The 18,864-nt window shown below is 75.8% G+C and carries 17 protein-coding genes and 1 pseudogene; 13 read left to right on the forward strand and 5 right to left on the reverse strand.

The window, feature by feature from the left end; all coding sequences use genetic code 11:
• The 4 genes and pseudogenes from ACFXOZ_RS38715 to ACFXOZ_RS38730 form a co-directional block, all read left to right on the forward strand.
• A pseudogene (locus ACFXOZ_RS38715) lies at nucleotides 1-309 on the forward strand (hypothetical protein); the annotation flags it as partial.
• 187 nt (nucleotides 310-496) lie between these two features.
• On the forward strand, nucleotides 497-2,083 hold the full coding sequence (locus ACFXOZ_RS38720) for an AMP-binding protein (RefSeq protein WP_380594658.1): 1,587 nt from the start codon (nucleotides 497-499) through the stop codon (nucleotides 2,081-2,083).
• Between the two features lie 144 nt (nucleotides 2,084-2,227).
• Nucleotides 2,228-2,713 (forward strand): nucleoside deaminase, encoded by a 486-nt coding sequence (locus ACFXOZ_RS38725; RefSeq protein WP_380522291.1) that lies wholly within the window; start codon nucleotides 2,228-2,230, stop codon nucleotides 2,711-2,713.
• Between the two features lie 38 nt (nucleotides 2,714-2,751).
• The gene (locus tag ACFXOZ_RS38730) at nucleotides 2,752-3,117 is read left to right on the forward strand and encodes a DUF488 domain-containing protein (protein WP_380522294.1); all 366 of its coding nucleotides are present in this window, start codon (nucleotides 2,752-2,754) and stop codon (nucleotides 3,115-3,117) included.
• A gap of 49 nt (nucleotides 3,118-3,166) precedes the next feature.
• On the opposite strand, the gene ACFXOZ_RS38735 is transcribed toward ACFXOZ_RS38730, so the two are convergent.
• Complete coding sequence (locus tag ACFXOZ_RS38735) at nucleotides 3,167-3,982, reverse strand: alpha/beta fold hydrolase (protein ID WP_380522296.1); 816 nt, start codon at nucleotides 3,980-3,982, stop codon at nucleotides 3,167-3,169.
• A gap of 147 nt (nucleotides 3,983-4,129) precedes the next feature.
• On the opposite strand from ACFXOZ_RS38735, the gene ACFXOZ_RS38740 reads away from it, so the two are divergent.
• Both ACFXOZ_RS38740 and ACFXOZ_RS38745 read left to right on the forward strand, forming a co-directional pair.
• On the forward strand, nucleotides 4,130-6,394 hold the full coding sequence (locus ACFXOZ_RS38740; RefSeq protein ID WP_380594660.1) for an alpha-N-acetylglucosaminidase: 2,265 nt from the start codon (nucleotides 4,130-4,132) through the stop codon (nucleotides 6,392-6,394).
• Nucleotides 6,391-8,049, forward strand: coding sequence for an FAD-binding oxidoreductase (locus ACFXOZ_RS38745; protein ID WP_380594662.1), 1,659 nt, complete (start codon nucleotides 6,391-6,393; stop codon nucleotides 8,047-8,049). Before ACFXOZ_RS38740 ends, ACFXOZ_RS38745 begins: the two co-directional genes overlap by 4 nt.
• Here ACFXOZ_RS38745 and ACFXOZ_RS38750 read toward each other — a convergent pair.
• Together ACFXOZ_RS38750 and ACFXOZ_RS38755 are read right to left on the reverse strand one after the other, a co-directional pair.
• Complete coding sequence (locus ACFXOZ_RS38750; RefSeq protein WP_380594664.1) at nucleotides 8,036-9,322, reverse strand: MFS transporter; 1,287 nt, start codon at nucleotides 9,320-9,322, stop codon at nucleotides 8,036-8,038. The genes ACFXOZ_RS38745 and ACFXOZ_RS38750 overlap by 14 nt on opposite strands.
• Before the next feature lie 47 nt (nucleotides 9,323-9,369).
• Nucleotides 9,370-10,440, reverse strand: a complete 1,071-nt coding sequence (locus ACFXOZ_RS38755) for a homoserine dehydrogenase (protein ID WP_380594666.1) — start codon at nucleotides 10,438-10,440, stop codon at nucleotides 9,370-9,372.
• 243 nt (nucleotides 10,441-10,683) lie between these two features.
• Here ACFXOZ_RS38755 and ACFXOZ_RS38760 point away from each other — a divergent pair, with 243 nt between their 5' ends.
• From ACFXOZ_RS38760 to ACFXOZ_RS38770, 3 genes are all read left to right on the forward strand, one after another.
• Nucleotides 10,684-10,914, forward strand: a complete 231-nt coding sequence (locus ACFXOZ_RS38760; RefSeq protein WP_380400019.1) for a hypothetical protein — start codon at nucleotides 10,684-10,686, stop codon at nucleotides 10,912-10,914.
• Nucleotides 10,915-11,181: 267 nt separating this feature from the next.
• Nucleotides 11,182-12,831: a M48 family metalloprotease gene (locus ACFXOZ_RS38765; protein ID WP_380594668.1), complete on the forward strand. Its 1,650-nt coding sequence runs from the start codon at nucleotides 11,182-11,184 to the stop codon at nucleotides 12,829-12,831.
• A gap of 142 nt (nucleotides 12,832-12,973) precedes the next feature.
• Nucleotides 12,974-14,110 carry a hypothetical protein gene (locus ACFXOZ_RS38770; protein WP_380594670.1) on the forward strand — a complete coding sequence of 379 codons (1,137 nt, stop codon included), beginning with the start codon at nucleotides 12,974-12,976 and terminating at the stop codon, nucleotides 14,108-14,110.
• Between the two features lie 33 nt (nucleotides 14,111-14,143).
• Here ACFXOZ_RS38770 and ACFXOZ_RS38775 read toward each other — a convergent pair whose 3' ends face one another.
• Nucleotides 14,144-14,650 carry an FxLYD domain-containing protein gene (locus ACFXOZ_RS38775; protein WP_380594672.1) on the reverse strand — a complete coding sequence of 169 codons (507 nt, stop codon included), beginning with the start codon at nucleotides 14,648-14,650 and terminating at the stop codon, nucleotides 14,144-14,146.
• A gap of 211 nt (nucleotides 14,651-14,861) precedes the next feature.
• On the opposite strand from ACFXOZ_RS38775, the gene ACFXOZ_RS38780 reads away from it, so the two are divergent.
• A complete protein-coding gene (locus tag ACFXOZ_RS38780) occupies nucleotides 14,862-15,443 on the forward strand; it encodes a thioredoxin family protein (RefSeq protein WP_380594674.1) in 582 nt (193 codons plus the stop codon).
• Nucleotides 15,440-15,952: a hypothetical protein gene (locus ACFXOZ_RS38785; RefSeq protein ID WP_380594676.1), complete on the forward strand. Its 513-nt coding sequence runs from the start codon at nucleotides 15,440-15,442 to the stop codon at nucleotides 15,950-15,952. Before ACFXOZ_RS38780 ends, ACFXOZ_RS38785 begins: the two co-directional genes overlap by 4 nt.
• A 58-nt stretch (nucleotides 15,953-16,010) precedes the next feature.
• On the opposite strand, the gene ACFXOZ_RS38790 is transcribed toward ACFXOZ_RS38785, so the two are convergent.
• On the reverse strand, nucleotides 16,011-16,913 hold the full coding sequence (locus ACFXOZ_RS38790) for a LysR family transcriptional regulator (protein WP_380594678.1): 903 nt from the start codon (nucleotides 16,911-16,913) through the stop codon (nucleotides 16,011-16,013).
• A gap of 159 nt (nucleotides 16,914-17,072) precedes the next feature.
• Between ACFXOZ_RS38790 and ACFXOZ_RS38795 the strand changes: the two genes are divergently transcribed.
• Nucleotides 17,073-17,366: a DUF1330 domain-containing protein gene (locus ACFXOZ_RS38795; RefSeq protein ID WP_380594680.1), complete on the forward strand. Its 294-nt coding sequence runs from the start codon at nucleotides 17,073-17,075 to the stop codon at nucleotides 17,364-17,366.
• A 275-nt stretch (nucleotides 17,367-17,641) separates the two neighbouring features.
• On the forward strand, nucleotides 17,642-18,775 hold the full coding sequence (locus ACFXOZ_RS38800) for an FAD-dependent oxidoreductase (RefSeq protein ID WP_380594682.1): 1,134 nt from the start codon (nucleotides 17,642-17,644) through the stop codon (nucleotides 18,773-18,775).
• Nucleotides 18,776-18,864: the final 89 nt, after the last annotated feature.

The following is an 18,864-nucleotide window of genomic DNA, read 5'->3' on the forward strand; positions in this document are numbered from 1 at the left end:
AGCGACAACAAGCTCAAGGCCTGGGGCCAGAACACCTCCGGCCAGATCGGCGACGGCACCACCGACTACCGGATCACCCCCGTCCCCGTCCCCGGCCTGACCGGCGTCCAACTCGTCGACGGCGGCCGTGAGCACACCATCGTCCTGCTCGGCGACAACACCGTGCGCTCCTGGGGCGCCAACGGCTCCGGTCAGCTGGCCAACGGCACCACCACGGAGAGCTCCACCCCGGTGACCTCGCTCACCGCGCTGACCGGCGTGGACAAGATCGCCGCCGCGGTCGGCGGCGACTTCAGCGTCGCCAACTGACCCGCGTCCGGCCTCGGCGCCCAACGCCGAGGCCGGGCCGCCCGATCAGCGCACCCAGCACACCCCCGGCGGCCGGTAGAACCGCCCGGGCCTGGGTAGTTGATGGAGGACGGACAACCATCCGTGCACAAGGCGCCCCGCCTCCGGGGCGTCCCCTGCGTCCGAACTCACAAGGAGACCAGCAGCGATGAGCACCCCCGAGGTACGCCCGGCCGACCCCGCCGGCGACGGCGGTGACCACGAGTTCCGCAACTACGTGGAGATCGTCCTCGACGGACTGTCGGACGAACCGGGGCAGGAGGTGCTGGTCAGCGGCGAACGCCGACTCGGGGCCGCGGAGTTCCGCTCCCTCGTCTACCGGCTCGCCCGCGCCCTGCGCGAGCGGGGCGTGGAGCGCGGCCGCACGGTGACCCTGCTGTGCGGGAACATCCCGGAGACCGTCGCGGTCCGCTACGCGGTCAACCTCCTGGGTGCGCACTTCAACCACCTGTACATCCGGCTGGGCACCGACGTCCAGGCCCGGATCATGGCCGACGTCGAGACCTACGCCTTCATCGTCGACCCCCGCCTCGCGGAGCGCGGCGCGGCCCTCGCCGCGGCCGTGCCGGTCAAGCACGTCCTCGTCCTCGGCGAGAACGACGAGGCGGCGCCGGAGCTGGGCGAGGACCTCCTCGCGCTGGCCGCGGGCCGGTCGGACGCGCCGCTGGCCAGTGCCGCCCGGCCGGAGGACCTGTGCTTCATCCGCCACTCCGGCGGCACCACCGGCCACCCCAAGGGCATCCGCAGCAGCTTCGCCCGCATGCAGGGCAACTGGCTCGCCGCGCTGATCACCGGGGAGCGGCGGCGGGACCTGGTGTGCACGCCGCTGTCACACGCGGCCGGCTTCATCGCCGACGGCACCCTCGCCACCGGCGGCACCGTCGTCCTCCACTACGCCTTCGACCCCGGCGAGGTGCTGGCCACCCTCGCCCGCGAACGCATCACCGACCTCTTCCTGCTGCCCCCGCTGCTCTACCAGGTGCTGGACCACCCCGACGCGGCGGCCACCGACATCTCCGCCCTCCGCCAGATCACCTACGGGGGCACGCCCTCCTCGCCGGTGCGCATGGCCGAGGCGGTCCGCCGCTTCGGCCGGGTCTTCCAGCAGGCCTACGGCCAGTTCGAGGCCGGGATCGTCAGCGTGCTGCCCGCCGACGAGCACGACCCCTACCGCCTCGACCTGCTGCGCACGGCCGGCCGTCCGGTCGACGGCGTCGAGGTGGAGATCCGCGACGAGGCCGGCGAGGCGCTCCCGGTCGGCGAGGTCGGGGAGATCTGCGTCCGGTCCGAGAACGCGATGGAGGGCTACTGGAAGAACCCGGAGCTCACCGCCGAGGTGCTGCGGGACGGCTGGGTGCACACCGGCGACCTCGGCCGGCTCGACGAGCACGGCTACCTCGCCGTCGTCGACCGGATCAAGGACATGATCGCCGTCGTCGGCGGCCACGTGTACACCACCGAGCTGGAGGACTTCCTGCACACCCACCCGGGCGTGCGGCAGTGCGCCGTCTACGGGGTACGCGGCGAGGGCGGCCACGAACGCATCCACGTCACCGTGGTGCCCGTCCCCGGGGTGGCGGTCACGGCGCGGGAGCTGCGGGCCGCGGTGCTCGACGGCCGCGGCGAGATGTACGTGCCCGACGTCGTCGACTTCACGGACGCGCTGCCCCTCACCGACACCGGCAAGCCGGACAAGAAGGAGCTCCGGAGCCGGGCCACGCCCTCGGCCTCGTAGCCGCCCGTGACCGCCGGTGCCGGGGCGGCCCGGCACCGGCGGGGTGAGACTGGTCGGGGGACGGAGGCGAGCGGCTACGGCGTCGCCCGCCCGGCGGCATAGGTTTGTCCTCCGTCCCCGTCCGCACCGCCCGAGGAGACCCCCATGGCCGACCAGTCCCCCGACCACTCCCCCGAGCACCTGCTCGCCGCCATCGAGCTCGCCGCCTCCGCCCGGGCGCACGGCAACCACCCCTTCGGCGCGCTGCTCACCGGCCCCGACGGGAAGGTCCTGCTCACCGCCGAGAACACCGTCCTGACCGACCACGACGTGACCGCCCACGCCGAGATCAACCTGGTCCGGCAGGCCTCCCGCACCCTGGCCCCGCACCAGCTCGCCGACGCCGTGCTCTACTCCAGCACCGAGCCGTGCGCGATGTGCGCCGGGGCGATCCACTGGAGCGGCATCCGCCGGGTCGTCTACGCGCTCGCCGCGACCGAACTGAACGCGATCGCGGGCGTGGACCCGGACGAGCCGGTGCTCGACCTGCCGTGCCGCGCGGTCTTCGCGGCCGGCGGCAGCACGGTGGAGGCGTCGGGGCCGTTCCTCTTCGAGGAGGCCTCCGCGGTGCACGTCGGCTACTGGGGGTAGCGGCGGCCACGCCCCCCACCCACCCGGGAGGACCGGACATGACCGCACGGATCGCCTACCGGCGGATCTACGAGGAACCCTCGCCGCAGGACGGCCGGCGGGTCCTGGTGGACCGGATCTGGCCGCGCGGCATGACGAAGGCGGACGCCCGCCTGGACGAGTGGCTGCGCGACGTCGCCCCCTCGACGGAACTGCGCACCTGGTACGGCCACGACCCGGAGCGCTTCGCCGAGTTCCGCCGCCGCTACCTCGCCGAGCTGCGCGACGCCGGGCACCGGGAGGCCGCCGGCCACCTGCGGGAACTCGCCGCCCAGGACGCGCTCACCCTGCTGACCGCCACCAGGGACGTCGACCACAGCCAGGCCGCCGTACTGGCCGGATGGCTGGCGGAGCCCGGGCCCTGAGCTGCGCCCTGACCCGCGCTCTGACCCGCGCCCTGCCGCGCGCCCCCGGTCAGCGGTGCGCCTCGATGAAGCCGCTCACCGTCCGCACGTACTCGGCCGGGTGGGTGACGTGCGGGGTGTGGCCGGCCCCGGTCAGGGCCCGGACCTGCGCCCGGGGCAGCGCCCGCGCCAGCCGGGCGACGATCGCGGGGAACCAGGGCGGGCTCTCGGTGCCCACGGTGAGCAGGGACGGGCCCGGGTACGCGGACAGCCCGGCGAGGTCGAGCAGCGGCCAGCCCGGGTCCTGCTGTTCGTCGAGGAAGGTGGGGGCGTTGGTGAGGAGGGTGTCCCGGACCTCCAGCGGCAGCCGCTCCCACGTCCCCGGCCCGAAGGCGACCTCGTCCACGAACTGCCGCGCGCCCTCGCGGGTCTCGCCCGCGCGCAGGTGCGCCAGCACGGAGTCGATCCGCCGCTCCACCGCCCGCATCACGGGCAGCAGGTCCGGCTCCGGGGGCACGATCGCCATCAGCGGCGGCTCGTGGGCGATGAGCGTACGGAACAGCTCGGGGCGGCGGACGGCCAGGCCCAGGGCCGTCGAGGCGCCGAAGGAGTTGCCCGCGATGTGCGCCGGCGCCAGGTCGAGGGCCTGCACGAGGGCGGCGAGGTCGTCCTCGTCCTCCGTCCGGGAGCCGGGCCCGGGCGGGCGTTCGCTCCGGCTGTGCCCGCGCCGGTCGTAGACCAGGACGCGGTAGCGCTCGGCCAGGGGCGGCCGGACGAGGTCCCAGTGGGTGTGGTCGGCCCAGGAGCCGTGCACCAGGACGAGCGGATCGCCCACGCCCGTCAGCTCGTAGTGGAGGTCGACGCCGTTCACCCGGACCTTCGGCATGGTCCCGCTCCTCACCACTGGGATCCGCCCCCCGCTCCATTCAGTCATCGCGCCGCACCGACGGCAACCAGGTGGCCACGGCTCATCCGGGTGAGGGCCCGCGAGCCGGGGGCGGCGGGCGGGTGTGCGGGTGCGACCGTCGGTCGCATGCCCGTACTGCTCCCCCTGCTCCTGGTGTGCGCCGCCGTCGCGTCGGCGGTCGGACCGGCGCCGGGCGCCGCCCCGGCGGCCTTCGACACCGCGCCCGCGCGGGCCGCGCTCGGGCGGCTGCTGCCGGGGCGTGCCGCCCAGTTCGAGCTGACGGCCGGGGCCCGGCCGGCGGACGGCGCCGACGCCTTCACCGTGTCCGGCACGGCGGGCGCGATCCGGGTGCGGGGCACCTCCCCGGCCACCCTGCTGGCGGGCGTCGGCTGGTACCTGCGCACCGTCGCCCACGCCGACATCGGCCTCCCGGGCGACAGCACCGCGACGCTCCCGCCGGTGCTGCCGCCGGTGCCCGCCGCCCACACCGGCTCCGCCGTCGTCCCGCACCGCTACGCGCTCAACGACACCGACGCCGGCTACTCCGGGGCCTACCGCGGCTTCGCCGAGTACCAGCACGAGATCGACGTGCTCGCGCTGCACGGCTTCGACGAGGTGCTGGTCACCGTCGGCGCCGAGCAGCCCTACCACCGGGCGCTCCAGCGGTTCGGCTACTCCTCGGCCGAGCTGCGCGCCTGGATCCCGGCGCCCGCGCACCAGCCCTGGTGGCTGCTGCAGAACATGTCCGGCTTCGGCGGCCCGGTCTCCGAGCACCTGGTCGCCGCCCGTACCGCCGTCGGCCGCCGGGTCTGCGAGCAGCTGCGGGCGCTCGGCATGACCCCGGTCCTGCCCGGCTACTTCGGCACCGTCCCGGCCGACTTCGCCGCGCGCAACCCCGGCGCCGCCGTCGTGCCCCAGGGCACCTGGACGGCCTTCGCCCGGGACTCCTGGCTCGACCCGACCGACCCGCTGTTCGCCCGCGTCGCCGAGGCCTACTACACCGCCCAGCGCGAGGTGTTCGGCGACAGCGCGATGTACAAGATGGACCCCCTGCACGAGGGCGGCACCGCGGGCGGCGTCGACGTCCCCGCCGCGGCCGGCGCGATCCAGCGCGCGCTGCTGACCGCCCACCCCGGCGCGGTCTGGGCCGTCCTCGGCTGGGAGCACAATCCGACGGCCGCGCTGCTCGCCGGGGTGGACCGCCGCCGGATGCTGATCGTCGACGGCCTCTCCGACCGCTACGACGGCCTGGACCGCGAGGGCGACTGGAACGGCACCCCGTACGCCTTCGGCACCATCCCCAACTTCGGCGGCAAGACCACCTTCGGCGCCAACACCGGCGTCTGGACCGGCCGCTTCCACCGGTGGCGCACCGCGCCCGGCAGCGCGCTGAGCGGCATCGCCTTCATGCCCGAGGGCACCGGCAGCGACCCGGCGGCGCTCGCGCTCTTCGCCGACCTCGCCTGGTCGCCCGCCGAGATCGACCGGGCCGCCTGGTTCACCGCGTACGCGGCCGCCCGCTACGGCGGCGCCGACACCGGTGCGGCGGCGGCCTGGGCACAGCTGCGCGACGGCCCGTACGGCATGCCGTCCGACGGGTGGAGCGAGCCGCAGGACGGGCTGTTCACCGCGCGCCCCTCGCTGACCGCCGCCACCTCCGGGTCCTGGTCGCCGCCGAGGACGCGCTTCGACCCGGCCACGGTGCGCGCGGCCCTGGACGGCCTGCTGCGGGCCGCACCGGAACGGCGCGGCACCGACGCCTACCGCTTCGACCTGGTCAACGTCGCCCGGCAGGCCCTCGCCGACGAGAGCCGCCGCCTGCTGCCGCTGATCGAAAGGGCCTACACGGAAGGGGACTTGCGGGCGTTCCGCTCGCTGGTGGGCCGGTGGACCGCCGCCGAGGCCGAGCTGGAACGGGTGACGGCGACGGACTCCCGCTTCCTGGTCGGCAGTTGGCTCGCCCGGGTGCCGGACTGGGCCGCGGCCCCCGCCGAACGGGACCGACTCCGGTACGACGCCCGCTCGCTCCTCACCACCTGGGGCGGCACCCGCGCCGAGTCGGAGGACGGCGGCCTGCACGACTACGCCGCCCGCGAGTGGTCCGGCCTCGTCTCGGGCCTCTACGCGAAGCGCTGGGCGGCCTACTTCGCCTCCCTGGACGACGCCCTGACCCAGCACACCCGGCCGGTGCCGGTCGACTTCTTCGCCCTGGACGACGCCTGGGCGCACTCCACCGCCCCCGATCCGACCACCCCGGTCGGCGACCCGGTCGAGGCGGCGGCCGCCGTCGCCGCGAACCACCCTATGGTTGGCCCAAGTCGGCCCCCGGCCCCGGCACCTGCGGGTACCGTGCGGGCACGGGCCACGGCCGGGAGCGAGGGGCGGGAATGAGCGGGAGCGAAGCGGCACCGAACCCCCCGGCCGGGCCGGACCGGCCGGAGAGACGGCGGGTGCTGCGGCTCGCCGCCGCGCCCCTGGCCGCGTCGCTGGCGACGGCGCTCGGGGCCTGCGGCGGGCCGGCCGCCGGACCGTCCCCGGACCCGTCGGCCTCCACCGGGTCGCCGACGCCCCGGCCGAGCAGCGCGAGCCCCACCCCGGCCGGCCCGGCCGACTGGGCCGCGCTGGCCAAGGACCTCGGCGGCGCCGTCATCGGCCCGCAGGACGCCCGCTACCAGGACGCGAGCCGGCTCTACCAGCCGCAGTTCGACGACCTCCACCCCGCCGGGATCGTCTACCCGGCCTCCTCCCAGGACGTCGCCACCTGCCTGGCCTTCGCCCGCCGCCACGCCGTCCCGGTCGCGGTGCGCAGCGGCGGCCACAGCTACGCGGGCTGGTCCTCGGGCAGCGGGATGGTGCTGGACGTCGGCGCGATGGCGGGGGTCAGCGGTTCGGGCGGCCCGGCGACGGGCGGCTCGGCGACGGTCGGGGCGGGCGCGCGGCTGATCGACGTGTACGCCGGGCTGGCGGCCGACGGCGTGACCGTCCCGGCCGGTTCCTGCCCGAGCGTCGGCGTGGCCGGGCTGGCCCTGGGCGGCGGAATCGGCGTCACCTGCCGGGCGTACGGGCTGACCTGCGACAACCTGACCGGCGCAGAGGTCGTGACGGCGGACGGCCGGATCCGGCAGGTGGCGGCGGGCGCCGACGCCGACCTGTTCTGGGCGCTGCGCGGCGGTGGCGGCGGCAACTTCGGCGTGGTCACCTCCTTCACCTTCCGCACCCACCCGGCGGTGAGCTGCGCGTACGGCTTCCTCTCCTGGCCGTGGTCGGCCGCCGGGTCGGTGGTCGCGGCCTGGCAGGCCTGGGTGGCCGGCGCACCGGACGAGCTCTGGGCCAACCTCCACCTGGACACCTGGCCGGACGGCAGGCTGCGCCTCACCAGCACCGTCAACCTGCTCGGTTCGCAGGGTGAACTCGCCGACCTGGTCGACCGCTTGGCCGTCGCGCCGGCCACCGCCTCGCTGCACACCGCGCCGTTCCTGGACACCATGAAGGAGATGGGCGGGGTGGCCGGCTGGTCGGAGGCCGCCGCCCACCTGCCGGGCAGTCTGCCGGGCCGGAACCCCGACGGCCGGCTGACCAGGGTGTCGTACGCGGCCCGGTCCGACTTCTACACCCGGCCGATCGGCGCGGCCGGGATCGCGGCCCTGGTGGCCGCCGTGGACCGGTACGCGCGGACGACGCCGCAGGGCGGCAGCGCCTCGGTCGCCTTCGACGCGCTGGGCGGCGCCGTCGGCCGGGTGGCCCCCGGGGACACCGCCTTCGTCCACCGCGGCGCCCTGTTCGCGGCCCAGTACATCGCCAACTATCCGTCTCCCGGCGCCGGTTCGGGGCCCGGGGTGGAGCAGTCCCAGGCCTGGCTGGAGGACGTCTGGAGCGCCATGCGCCCGTACGCGAGCGGCGAGGCGTACCAGAACTACCCCGACCCGCGGCTGACCGACTGGGCGCAGGCGTACTACGGCGGCAACCTCGACCGGCTGCGGCGGGTCAAGCGCGCCTACGACCCGGACGGCCTCTTCACCTTCCCCCAGGCCGTCACCCCGGCGTGATCCGGCCGCGCCCCGGGCGGACCGTGGCGAGCAGCACCAGGGCGGCGGCCTGGACGGCGGCCACGGTGACGACCAGCGCCGGGACGGACACCGCGGAGAGCGCGCCGGTGAGCGCCCCGCCGGCCAGCGTGGCGAGGCCGACCACGGCGGCGAACACCCCGTAGGCGGTCGCCCGGCGCGGCGCGGGGACGAGGTCGGCGACCACCGCCCGCAGGGTCGACTCCTGGACACCCAGCGCGGCACCCCACAACAGCGCGCCGGCCGCGGCGGGCGCCACCGCGTCGGCGAAGCCCAGCGGGGGCACGGCCGCGGCCAGCACGGGCAGCGCCACCAGGGTGCGCGGGCCGATCCGGTCGTACAGCCAGCCGGTGACCAGGCTCGCCAGCGCGCCGGCGAGCATCGTCCCGGCGTACAGCACCGGTACGGCGGAGGCGGTGAGCAGGTGGTGCCGGACGAGGTGGAAGGAGAGCACGCCGTAGGTGGTGAAGCCGGTCATGGTCGCCGCGGTGAACGCCGCGTAGGCCCAGAAGGCGCGGGGCAGCGGTGGGCGGACGGGCGCCGGGGACGGGGACGGAACTGAGGCTCGGGCAGGGGCTTGGGGCACCGGGGGTCGGGCGGGCCGCGCCGACTCGTAGCGGGACGGGTCGGGCACCCGGGAGCGCAGCCACCACAGCAGGCCGAGGGCCGCCACGCCCGGGGCGGCCAGCACGCCGAGCGCGGGCCCGTAGCCGCCGGTGGCCGCGAGCACGGCGGCCACGATGAGCGGGCCGATCACCGCGCCGACCTGGTCGAGGGCCTCGTGGACGGCGAAGCCCCGGCCCCGGCCGGTGGCGGCGGTGGCGTGCGAGAGCAGGGTGTCCTTGGCCGGTGAGCGGACCGCCTTGCCGACCCGCTCGGCGATCACCAGGGTGCAGGCCGCCCCCAGCGAGCCCGCCACGCCGAGCAGCGGCACGGCGGCGACGGTGAGCGCGTAGCCGCCGATCGCCAGCGCCCAGAACCGGCCGGTGCGGTCGGCGAGCGGCCCGGACAGCAGGCGCGGGACCAGCGCCGCCGCCTCCCCCGCGCCGGTCACCACGCCGACCAGCGTCGCCGAGGCACCGAGCGAGGCCAGCAGCGGGCCGGTGACGGAACGGGCGCCCTCGTAGACGAAGTCCGCGAGCAGGCTGACGATGCCGAACCACACCACGAACCGCCACGGCCGCATGCCCGCGCCGTCGCCGTCCCTGTCGCCGGTCTGTTTGGCCGCCCGCCGGGCCGCTGGATCGTTACCCACAACGCCTCCACGATCGCCACGAGGACCGGCGCAGGGCTCCGCGCGGCTCAGCCGAAGCCGTGCCTGCGGGGCGCCGTGACGTCAAGAGTGTCCCGCAGCATCGCGAGCGCCGCGCCGAGCGGGCTGGACCGGCCGCCGCTCACCGTGATGTCCCCGGCCTCGGGGCAGCCGTAGACGACCGCCTTCTCCGGGCCGGTCAGCGCGTACAGCGGGTCGCCCGGCGCGGTCGGCTCCAGGCGGACCTCGACCACCAGCGGGCGGTCCGCGCTCGCACTCGCCACCGCCCGCAGCCGGCGCCCCTCGGCGGCCGCGGCCAGCGCCGCCGCGCCCGTCCCGGCGTCCACCGCCACCGCGTCGACGCGCACGGCCGACGGGTCCCAGCCCCACAGCAGGGCCGCGAGCAGCCGCACCTTGGTGGCGGCGTCGGCGCCCGAGAGGTCGGCCGAGGGATCGGCCTCGGCGATGCCGAGCCGCTGGGCCTCGCCGACCGCCCGGTCGAGGGAGTCGCCCGCGGCCAGGCGGTCGAGCACGAAGGTGGCCGTCCCGTTGGGGCAGGCCCGGACCGTCCGGCAGCCGAGGCCCCGCACCCCCGTGCGCGCCAGGTCGGCCGTCGGGAGGGCGGCTCCGGTGGCCCCGGAGATCCTGATCAGGCTGCCGCCGGCCCGGGCGGCCGCGCCGAGTTCACGCCAGTGGCCGAGCAGGTGGCTCTTGGTGGCGGTGACGACGTGGACACCGCGGCCGAGCGCCAGGACGGCCTCATCGGCGGCCTGTTGCCGCAGCTGCGGGGAGGACGGCAGCGCCTGGACCAGCACCCGCGCACCGGTCCGGTCGAGGGTCCGCGCCAGCGGGCCCGGCGGAGCCCACTCGGCCCGGGGCGGGACCGGGCCGCCGTCCCGCAACTCCACCTCCGCCGACCCGACCCGGACGGCCGCCAGCCTCGGCCGGACGCCGTGGTCGCGGGCGAGCTCGTCCGCGTGCGTCAGCAACCGCTCGGCGAAGGCGCGGCCGACCGGGCCGAAGCCCGAGAGGACGACCGCCGGGTCGTCGTCCGAACGCACGACCGCCGGGTCGTCGCCCGGCGCGGCCGGGGGCACGGGCCCGGCAACTGGTGAGGACATCCGGGCAGGATACCCCCGGGGCCGTCGGGCACTCGGCGCCCTGCCCGGCCGGGCCGGCGCGCGGCCGCGCCCGCCGTCCGGGTGGCGCCGACTCTCGGCTTCGGCACCGGCGGTGAGCATCCGTCCGCCGCCCGCTCCGGACCGGGAACCGGACGCGGACCAGGTGGAACCATCCCACCGGGTCCGGCCCGGTGGCCGAGCAGGGTGTCCCGGGGTTGCATGGGGTGACCGAGCCCCGAGACCGTGGAGGTCACCGTGTACGAGATGTGGGCCGAGCACGACCCGGCGGTGTCGCCGCCCGCCGTGGTGTGGCACGTGGTCGCTAAGGACGACGCGTCGGCGTCGCTGTGCGGGCGGTTCCTGGAGCCGTCCCAGCGCGTACTGCCGCCCGGCGACGGCTCGCCGGTGCCGGACCGGTACTGCGACCCCTGCCTGGTGACCGTCCGTGAGGCGATCGCGGCCGGCGGGCGCTGACGGCCGGAGCGGCGCGCCGGGCGGGGCCTGGGGCCCGAGGACGGTGGTCGGCGGCCGAGGCGCAGGGTCGGCGGCGGCCGAATGCCGTCAAGCCCGCACGAATCGGAACCCGTGACGAACCCGCAGGTCGGAGCGGTGATCCGGAGCCGCTGACCCCGGTGCGCGGGCCGTCCGGGGACCGCTACCATCTCCACTCGTCGCACACCCGTTCACCATGCAACAACCGCGCGCCGCTCATGTCGTCGCGCCCAGGGGGAGGACCATCGCATGGGCGCGCCCCAGCGTTCTGCTGCCATGAGCACGTCAACAAGAGCCGCCACCGCCGTGGCCCTGCTCATCGGCTTCTACCTGCTCGCCCTCGGCATCGTCGCGGGCCTGATCGCCCTCGACGTCGCCCTGTACCAGGCCTCCGGCCAGTTCCGCCCGGGGCTGGTCAAGCTCTGGGCGCTGAGCGCCGCCGTCGCCTACCCCGTCGTCCGGGTGGTGTTCCTGACCCGGCGTCGCAAGGACGACGGCGAACTGCCCGGCGTGCTCCTCACCCGCGAGCGGCAGCCCGAGATCTGGGCGATGGTCGACCGGATCTCCGAGCGCACCGGCGTCCGCGGCCCGGCCGAGATCCGCCTCGTGCCCGAGGTCAACGCGGGCGTCATGGAGGAGAGCAGGCTGCTCGGCCTCGTCCCCGGCAAGCGCCACCTGGTGATCGGCGCCCCGCTGCTGATCGGCCTCACCGAGGGCGAGCTGGAGTCCGTGCTGGCGCACGAGTTCGGGCACTACAGCAACCGGGACGTCCGGCTCGCCGCCGTCACCGTCGCCGGCCGCCGCGCCGTCCTGCACACCATCGGCGGACTGCACCACCGCGCCGACCAGCACCAGGCCCAGGAGGCCGTCAAGCTCGCCGCCAAGGCCGAGAAGCGGCTGGCCAAGGGCCGCAAGCCCTCCGCGGAACAGGCCGGCGGCGGCGTGGACCGAGTGCTCGCCAAGCTGTTCACCGGCTACGCCAAGCTCTACTTCCGGGTCTCCGAGGCGGTCGGCCGCCGCCAGGAGTACGCGGCCGACCAGGTCGCCGCCCAGCTCGCGGGCCGGGACGCCACCGCCGCCGCCCTGCGCCGGATCCCGGCGCTGGAGGCCGCCCAGAACTTCTACCTCAACCGCTACGCCACCATCGGCTGGGACGCCGGACTGCTCCCGCCGCCCGGCCAGGTCTACGGCGGCCTCCAGCACCTGCTGAGCGACCCGAAGCGCCGCGCCGAACTCGCCGAGCACGCCCTCGAACTGCCCGAGGAGCAGCCCGACCCGTACGACTCCCACCCGCCGATCCACCTGCGGGTCGCCGCGATCGAGGCGCTGCCCGACGACGGCCGCGGCCCCGGCGCCGCCGGCCCCGCCCTGGCGCTGCTGCACGACTCGGAGCGGGTGCTCGCCGAGCTGGAGGTCGTCTCGCTCGTCCCGGAGGCCTCCGGCAAGCACCGGGCCGACTGGCCCGAGCTGGTCCGCACGGCCATGCTGGCGCGCGCCCGCGAGGCCGCCGAGGACGCCCGCCGGGCGCTCACCGGGCTGGGCCTGCCGCCCACCGCCCACGGGCTGCTCGACGGCATCGACGCCGGGCGTGCCTGGGAGTTCACCGACCGGCTGCCCAAGAGCGAGCAGGCCGCCGCGGCCACCGGCCGGGCCGCCCGGGAGTTCGCCCGACCGGCGCTGCGCGAGGAACTGGCGCACGCCACCGTCGTCGCCCTGGCCGAGGCCGGGCTCGCCGGCTGGGAGCTCTCCTGGGGCGGGCCGGCCGAACTCCGGCTGCCGGACGGCTTCGCGGACGGTTTCGACGCGGCCCTGGACGCCGCCTGCGCGGACGACCCGGACACCGCCCCGCTGCGGGCGCTGCTCGCGGGGGCCGGGCTGCCGACCGCCGCCGCTGTGTGATCGGTGTGATCGGTCGGATCGATCACAGCGATCCGACCGGTCGTCGCCGCACCCGCCCACGCCCGGACTGGTCCGCACCAGTCAACGCCCGGACTCGTCCGCACCAGTCAACGCCCACACCGCACCACCGGAGGAACACCCTTTGCTCGGCATCATCGTGCTGTCCGTCGTCGGCCTCGCCCTGCTGTTCCCGGTCGTCATGACCCGGCTGGCCAAGCGCAAGCTGGCCCAGCTCGAACGGGCCAAGGCCACCATCGCCCGGCACGAGGCACGACAGGCGGAGGAGGCCCGGGCGAAGAACACCATCGTCCCGGCCGACCACGGGCTGCTGCTCGGCAGCGAACTGCTCCTGGACGACCGGCCCGAGGACGAGGAGGCCGCCGTCCTCGCCGCCGCCAAGGCCGGCGACTGGCGGACCGCCGCCACCTACCTCGCCGCCGACGCCACCGCCGACGTCCGCTGGCGGCGGCAGCGCCAACTGGCCGAGCTGGCCGCCGAGGACGACGCCTGGCTGCGCGCCTGGCGCGCCGAGCGGCCGCAGGACCCGGCCGCCGCACTGCTGCACGCGGACGCCCTGGTCTACCTGGCCTGGAACATCCGCAGCAGCGCCCGCGCGACCGACGTCAGCCGCGAGCAGTTCGCGGGCTTCCACCGCGTCCTGGCCGAGGCCGGGGAGGCCGCCGTCGCGGCCGCCGCGCTCGCCCCCGAGGACGACCCCAACCCGTGGGTCGCGCAGATCCCCATCGCCATGGGCCTCGGCTGGTCCAACGACCGCTTCCGGCAGCTGTGGGCCGAGTTGGTCGCGCGCGACCCGCGGCACTGGGCGGCGCACACCCGGGCGCTGCAGTACTGGTGCGCCAAGTGGCGCGGCAGCCACGAGCTGATGCACGGGTTCATCGACGGGGCGATCGCCGCCGCCCCGGCCGGCAGCCTGCTCGCCCCGATCAAGCTGGAGGCCTACTTCGAGCAGTTCGCCAAGGACGGCGAGAAGCTCACCGCCTGGCAGCGCCCCGAGGTCGGTGCCGCCCTGGACGCCGCGCTCGCCGACCTCGCGGCGGCCGACCCCGGCCACCCCCGGATCCGGTACGCCCACGGCTGGCTCGCGTACGCGCTGACCCGGGCCGGGCGGCCGACCGAGGCGCTGGCCCAGTTCCAGGCGCTGGGCCGGTACATCCCGCAGCCGTTCACCAACTTCAACGACCCTCGGCAGTCGTTCATCGACCTGCGGGTCGCCGCCGTCCAGGGCGCGGTCGCGGCGGCGGAGCAGCAGCCGGCCTGACCGGGCGCTCCCGCCGGGGTCAGGGGGGCGGGGTCAGGGGGCCGGGAACCGGGTGACGCTGGTGACCCGGCAGCTGACCTTGTCCTTCACCGCGGTCGCCCCGCGCGCCTTGAGCGAGGCGCTCTGACCCGCGGCCAGGTTGTCGGTCGCGGCGGGGGCCTCCGCCACCCGGGTGCCGGAGGCGTCCACGAACTCCACCTGGACGAGGTAGTTCGACGACGTGTCGGTGTGGTTGGTGACCTTGAGGGCCGCCGACGGCCAGTGGATCGCGCCGTCCACCTCGCACGCCGAGATCTCGACGTCCTTGGTCGCGTCACCGCCGGCCCCGGCCGGGGCGGCGGTCGGGGCGGCGGTCGGAGCGGCGGTCGGAGCGGCGGTCGTCGGCGCCGACTGGGTACCACCCGGTGCCGGACCGGCCACCGTCGTGGCCGGGACGGGGGCACCCGTACTCGTGGTCGTGGTGACCGGAGTCGGGTCGCAGGCGGCGACGCCGAGGACGGCGGTGGCGGCGGCGAGCAGGGCGAGGGCGGTGCGTCGCATGGTCCCCCCTGGGACGTGGTGCGGACAGTGCGGGAACCGTATCGACGCATGCCCGCCGGCGTGGGCGGTACGGCGCTTCCGTGACCGCTCCGGAACGCACCCGCCGCTCTCCACCCGCACCGTTCAGCTCACCAACCCCTGCTGCACACCCGGCAGTCCACTTCCCGTCGGCACGACCGACACCACCACCCACCACCCCGAAGGGGACCCCATGCGGCACCACCGCGCCCTGCTCGCCGGCACCGTCCTGTCGGCGGTGCTGATCACCGGCTGCGACTCCACCACCCGAGCCGCCGAGCGCCCCACGACCACTCCGGCCACCTCCGCCGCCACCACCTCCGCTGCCGCGCCGACGGCCGCCACCGCAGCCGCGAGTGCCGGGACGGCGCCCGCCGACCTGCCCGACGGATACGACGCGACCCGGGACGCCGAGGCCGATGTGAAGGCCGCCCTGGCCCGCTCCGCCGGGGACCAGCGCCCGGTCCTGCTCGACTTCGGGGCCAACTGGTGCCCCGACTGCAAGGTGCTGGACAAGCTGTTCCGCTCCCCGCAGGTCACCCCGCTGCTGCGGGACGACTACCGGGTCGTCGCGGTGGACGTCGGCCGCTTCGACCACAACCTCGACCTCGCCGCCCGGTACGTCGACCTCCGGAGCAGCGGCATCCCCGCCCTGGTGGTGCTCTCCCCCGACGGCACCGTGCGCACCGCCAGCAACGACGGGGCCTTCTCCAACGCCCGCGCCATGAGCGCCGGCACGGTCGCCACCTTCCTCACGCGCTGGGCGCAGGCATGACGGTGACCCGACGGGCGGCCGGCGCGGTCGCCGCACTCCTGGTCCTCGGGGCGGCCGGCTGCGCCGCCGACCCGGCCCCGGCCGCCGCCCCCATCGCCAGCTACCGTGGCGGCGGGGTCACCGTCTCCCTCCGGCTCGCCCCCGGCGACGACGGCCACCTGGTCCTCGCCGCCACCTTCACCCCCGACGAGGCGGGCTTCCACCTCTACAGCGTCGACCTGCCCGCCGACGGCATCGACGGCCTCGGCCTGCCCACCCGGCTGGCCGTGCGCGGCGGGCTGACGCCGGACGGCGCCGTCCGGGCCGACCGCCCGCTGCGCACCGTCAGCCCCCTGGACCTCGGGGTGCAGCTGCCCGTCTACCCGGACGGCGCGGTCACCGTCGCGCTCCCGGTCCGCCGGACCGCGGCCGGGCCGAGCGAAGCCGTCGTCAGCTTCGGCGCGTGCAGCGAACAGCGCTGCCTGATCCCCGTCACCGACCAGGTCGTCCCGCTCGGCGCGGTCGGCTGACGAACCGATCGCCGAACCGTCGCACCGCCCGCATCCGGCACGTTGGGCCTCTTGCGCGTCAGTCCGGCAGCCAGTGCAGCTCGTGCGCCAGGGTTCTGGCGGCGGTACGGACGCGGCGGTGCAGCGGCAACTGCTCGCGCGGGAGGACCAGGTGGAACGTCAGGCCGGGCGCGCCCCGCAGCGGTCGCCAGGTGAGACCGGCCGGTTGTGCCGTGGCCGCGGCTTCACCGGCGGGGGCGAGGGTGACCCCGTCGCGCAGGTCGCGCTGGGACATGTCGAAGGACACGGCGAGCGTGTGGAACCGGGGGTGCGGTCGGGTGTCCCGGAACACCGCGGACAGCTGATCGTGGACCACGGGGTTGGCCGCACGGTCCGGGAGTCGCAGCGGATACGCGGCCGCGTCGGCGATCTCGATCTCCGGGTGTCCGGCCAGCGGATGGTGCTGCGCCAGCTGGACCCCGATGCGCGCACGCCGCAGCAGCAACCTGCTTACGCCTCGGCCCGGTTGCTCACCGCGGGTGATCCCGGCATCGATGCGGCCGTCGGCGACCGCGGGGGAGATCTCCGGTGTCGCCATCGGGACCGCTCGGACGTCGAGTCCACTGTTGTCGCGCATCAGCCTGTCCACCAGGGCCGGTGTCGTCTCGGCCCCGGTGCTGAGGCTGTATCCGATGCGCAGCGTGCCCAGTTCACCGGCCGCCGCGCTCCGGGCGGTGTCCCATGCCCGGTCCAGCGCCGCCAGCGCGGGCGGCGCGGACTCCGCCAGCGCCGCACCGGCCGTGGTCAGTACGACGCTGCGCGTGCTGCGGACCAGCAGGGCCGTACCGAGTTCCTTCTCCAACCGGCGCATCCGGGCGCTGAGTGCGGGCTGGGCGATGCCGATCCGTGCGGCTGCCCGGGTGAAGTTCAACTCCTGTGCCAGCACCAGGAAGTAGCGCAGGCTCACGGTGTCCGGCGCCACGTGCCCTCCCCCCCGATTGATAACGATCCGTTCTGAGCCTAGCCCGTACCGGTCTTTCCCTCGGCCGCACGTCAAGCCCTAGCCTGCGCATGCCGGGATCGACCGATCCGGGTGTCGATGCGGAGCCGGACGTGTCCGGCCGAACGCAGGAGGTTCTCCGTGGCCAAGGGCTACTGGGTCAGTGTCTACCCCGCGATGTCCGACCCTGAGGGGCTGACCGCCTACGACGAGCTGGCCGGTCCGGCTGTCCGGGCCGGGGGCGGGCGCCTCCTGTCCCGTGGCAGTCGAGTCGTCGCCCGCGAGGCTGGAATCACCCGACGCGTCGTGCTGATCGAGTTCGACAGCTTCGAACAGGCCGTCGCGGCCTACGAGAGCGCGGCGTACCGGAAGGCGCTGCTGGCCCTCCCCGACGGCTTCGAGCGCGACTTCCGCATCACCGAAGGCCTCGACTGACCGACGGGAGGCCCTCGACCGGTGGCGCACCGACGCCGAGCACCGAGCGGCGCAGCAGCGCGGCCGGGCGCAGTGGTACCAGAGCTACTCGCTGCACGTGGCCAAGGTCGAGCACAGCCACGGGTTCGCCCGCGCGGAGGGGTGACAGCGGAGCAGTGACAGCTGTCATGCCGGATCGGTGACGGAGCGACCTGCCGCACGGGGGTCGTGGTCGGCCAGGCTGACGCTGCAAGGAACGAACGGCCGGGAAGGCAGGCGGGGAGAGGGTGCGCAGCATGAAGGTGTTGGTGGCCGGGGCCGGGATCGGGGGGCTCTGTCTGGCCCAGGGGCTGGTCCGGGCCGGGATCGACGTGCGGGTGTTCGAGCGGGAGGGCGCGGCGGACAGCCGGTACCAGGGGTTCCGGATCGGGTTGGACGAGCCCGGACTGGCCGCGCTGCGGGAGTGCCTGCCGCCCCGGCTGCACGGCCTCCTGGCGGCGGTGACCGGACCGCTCGCCGGCGAACGGCGCGTGGTGGACGAGCAGTTGACGGAGCTGCGGCGGCTCGGCCCGACCGGCGGGGGAACCGCCGCCGACCGGCACGTGCTGCGGCAGCTGCTGCTGGCGGGGCTCGGGGACCGGGTGGAGTTCGGGCGGGCCGTGGTCGGGTACCGGGAGCGGGCGGACGGCCGGGTGGAGGCACGGTTCGCGGACGGCACCGGCGTGCTGGGCGACCTGCTGGTCGGGGCGGACGGCGTGGGCTCGGCCGTACGGCGGCAGCTGCTGCCCGGGGCCGAGGTCGCCACCGTACCGGGCGGCGCGCTGCTGGGGCGCACCCCGATGACCGAACGGCTCGCCGCGCTCGTACCGGGCGCCGGCACCCTGGTCCAGGGGCCCGGGGCGAGCCTGCTGATCGGCCGGATGGACTTCCGCCGCCCGCCCCGGCTCGCGGCGGCCGAACTGGCACCGGAGGTGGAACTGCCGGACACCGGAAGCTACCTGCGCTGGGTGGTGATGCTGCCCGAGCCGCTCACGGGCCCCGCGCCGACGGACTGGGCGCAGGTGCGCGACCGACTGCTCGTCCTGGTCCGCGACTGGCACCCGGACCTGGTCGAGCTGGTCCGGCGGTCCGACGTCGGCAACAGCTCACCACTGACGTTCCGCTACTCCGAGCCGGTACCCCACTGGGGCACCGGGCCGGTCACCCTGCTCGGCGACGCGATCCACCCCATGCCGCCCAGCGCCGGCCAGGGCGCCAACCTCGCGTTCCGCGACGCCGCCCTGCTCTGCCGCTCGCTCACCGCCGTCCACCGCGGCGAGGCCGAACTGCCCTCCGCCCTCCAGGAGTACGAACTGCGGATGCTCGACCGGGGCTTCACCGCGGTCGCCGCCGGCCTGGCCCGACTCCCGGACTTCACCCCGTCGCGCTAGTGTCCTGAGTCTGGAATTCGCTTCAGATATCCGGCGAGGCGTTCGAGGATCTCGTCGGCGGTCTTGGTCCAGATGTAGGGCTGCGGGTC

The sequence above is a fragment of the Kitasatospora sp. NPDC059160 genome, assembly GCF_042755465.1.
GTDB lineage: Bacteria > Actinomycetota > Actinomycetes > Streptomycetales > Streptomycetaceae > Kitasatospora.

What these genes read in the sequence shown, in the direction of transcription:
- ACFXOZ_RS38745 (WP_380594662.1), top strand. Translation starts at nt 6,391, where the DNA reads ATGAGCGGGAGCGAAGCGGCACCGAACCCCCCGGCCGGGCCGGACCGG.
- ACFXOZ_RS38740 (WP_380594660.1), top strand. Translation starts at nt 4,130, where the DNA reads ATGCCCGTACTGCTCCCCCTGCTCCTGGTGTGCGCCGCCGTCGCGTCG.
- ACFXOZ_RS38765 (WP_380594668.1), top strand. Translation starts at nt 11,182, where the DNA reads ATGGGCGCGCCCCAGCGTTCTGCTGCCATGAGCACGTCAACAAGAGCC.
- ACFXOZ_RS38735 (WP_380522296.1), bottom strand. Translation starts at nt 3,982, where the DNA reads ATGCCGAAGGTCCGGGTGAACGGCGTCGACCTCCACTACGAGCTGACG.
- ACFXOZ_RS38785 (WP_380594676.1), top strand. Translation starts at nt 15,440, where the DNA reads ATGACGGTGACCCGACGGGCGGCCGGCGCGGTCGCCGCACTCCTGGTC.
- ACFXOZ_RS38775 (WP_380594672.1), bottom strand. Translation starts at nt 14,650, where the DNA reads ATGCGACGCACCGCCCTCGCCCTGCTCGCCGCCGCCACCGCCGTCCTC.
- ACFXOZ_RS38800 (WP_380594682.1), top strand. Translation starts at nt 17,642, where the DNA reads ATGAAGGTGTTGGTGGCCGGGGCCGGGATCGGGGGGCTCTGTCTGGCC.
- ACFXOZ_RS38780 (WP_380594674.1), top strand. Translation starts at nt 14,862, where the DNA reads ATGCGGCACCACCGCGCCCTGCTCGCCGGCACCGTCCTGTCGGCGGTG.
- ACFXOZ_RS38720 (WP_380594658.1), top strand. Translation starts at nt 497, where the DNA reads ATGAGCACCCCCGAGGTACGCCCGGCCGACCCCGCCGGCGACGGCGGT.
- ACFXOZ_RS38755 (WP_380594666.1), bottom strand. Translation starts at nt 10,440, where the DNA reads ATGTCCTCACCAGTTGCCGGGCCCGTGCCCCCGGCCGCGCCGGGCGAC.
- ACFXOZ_RS38725 (WP_380522291.1), top strand. Translation starts at nt 2,228, where the DNA reads ATGGCCGACCAGTCCCCCGACCACTCCCCCGAGCACCTGCTCGCCGCC.
- ACFXOZ_RS38730 (WP_380522294.1), top strand. Translation starts at nt 2,752, where the DNA reads ATGACCGCACGGATCGCCTACCGGCGGATCTACGAGGAACCCTCGCCG.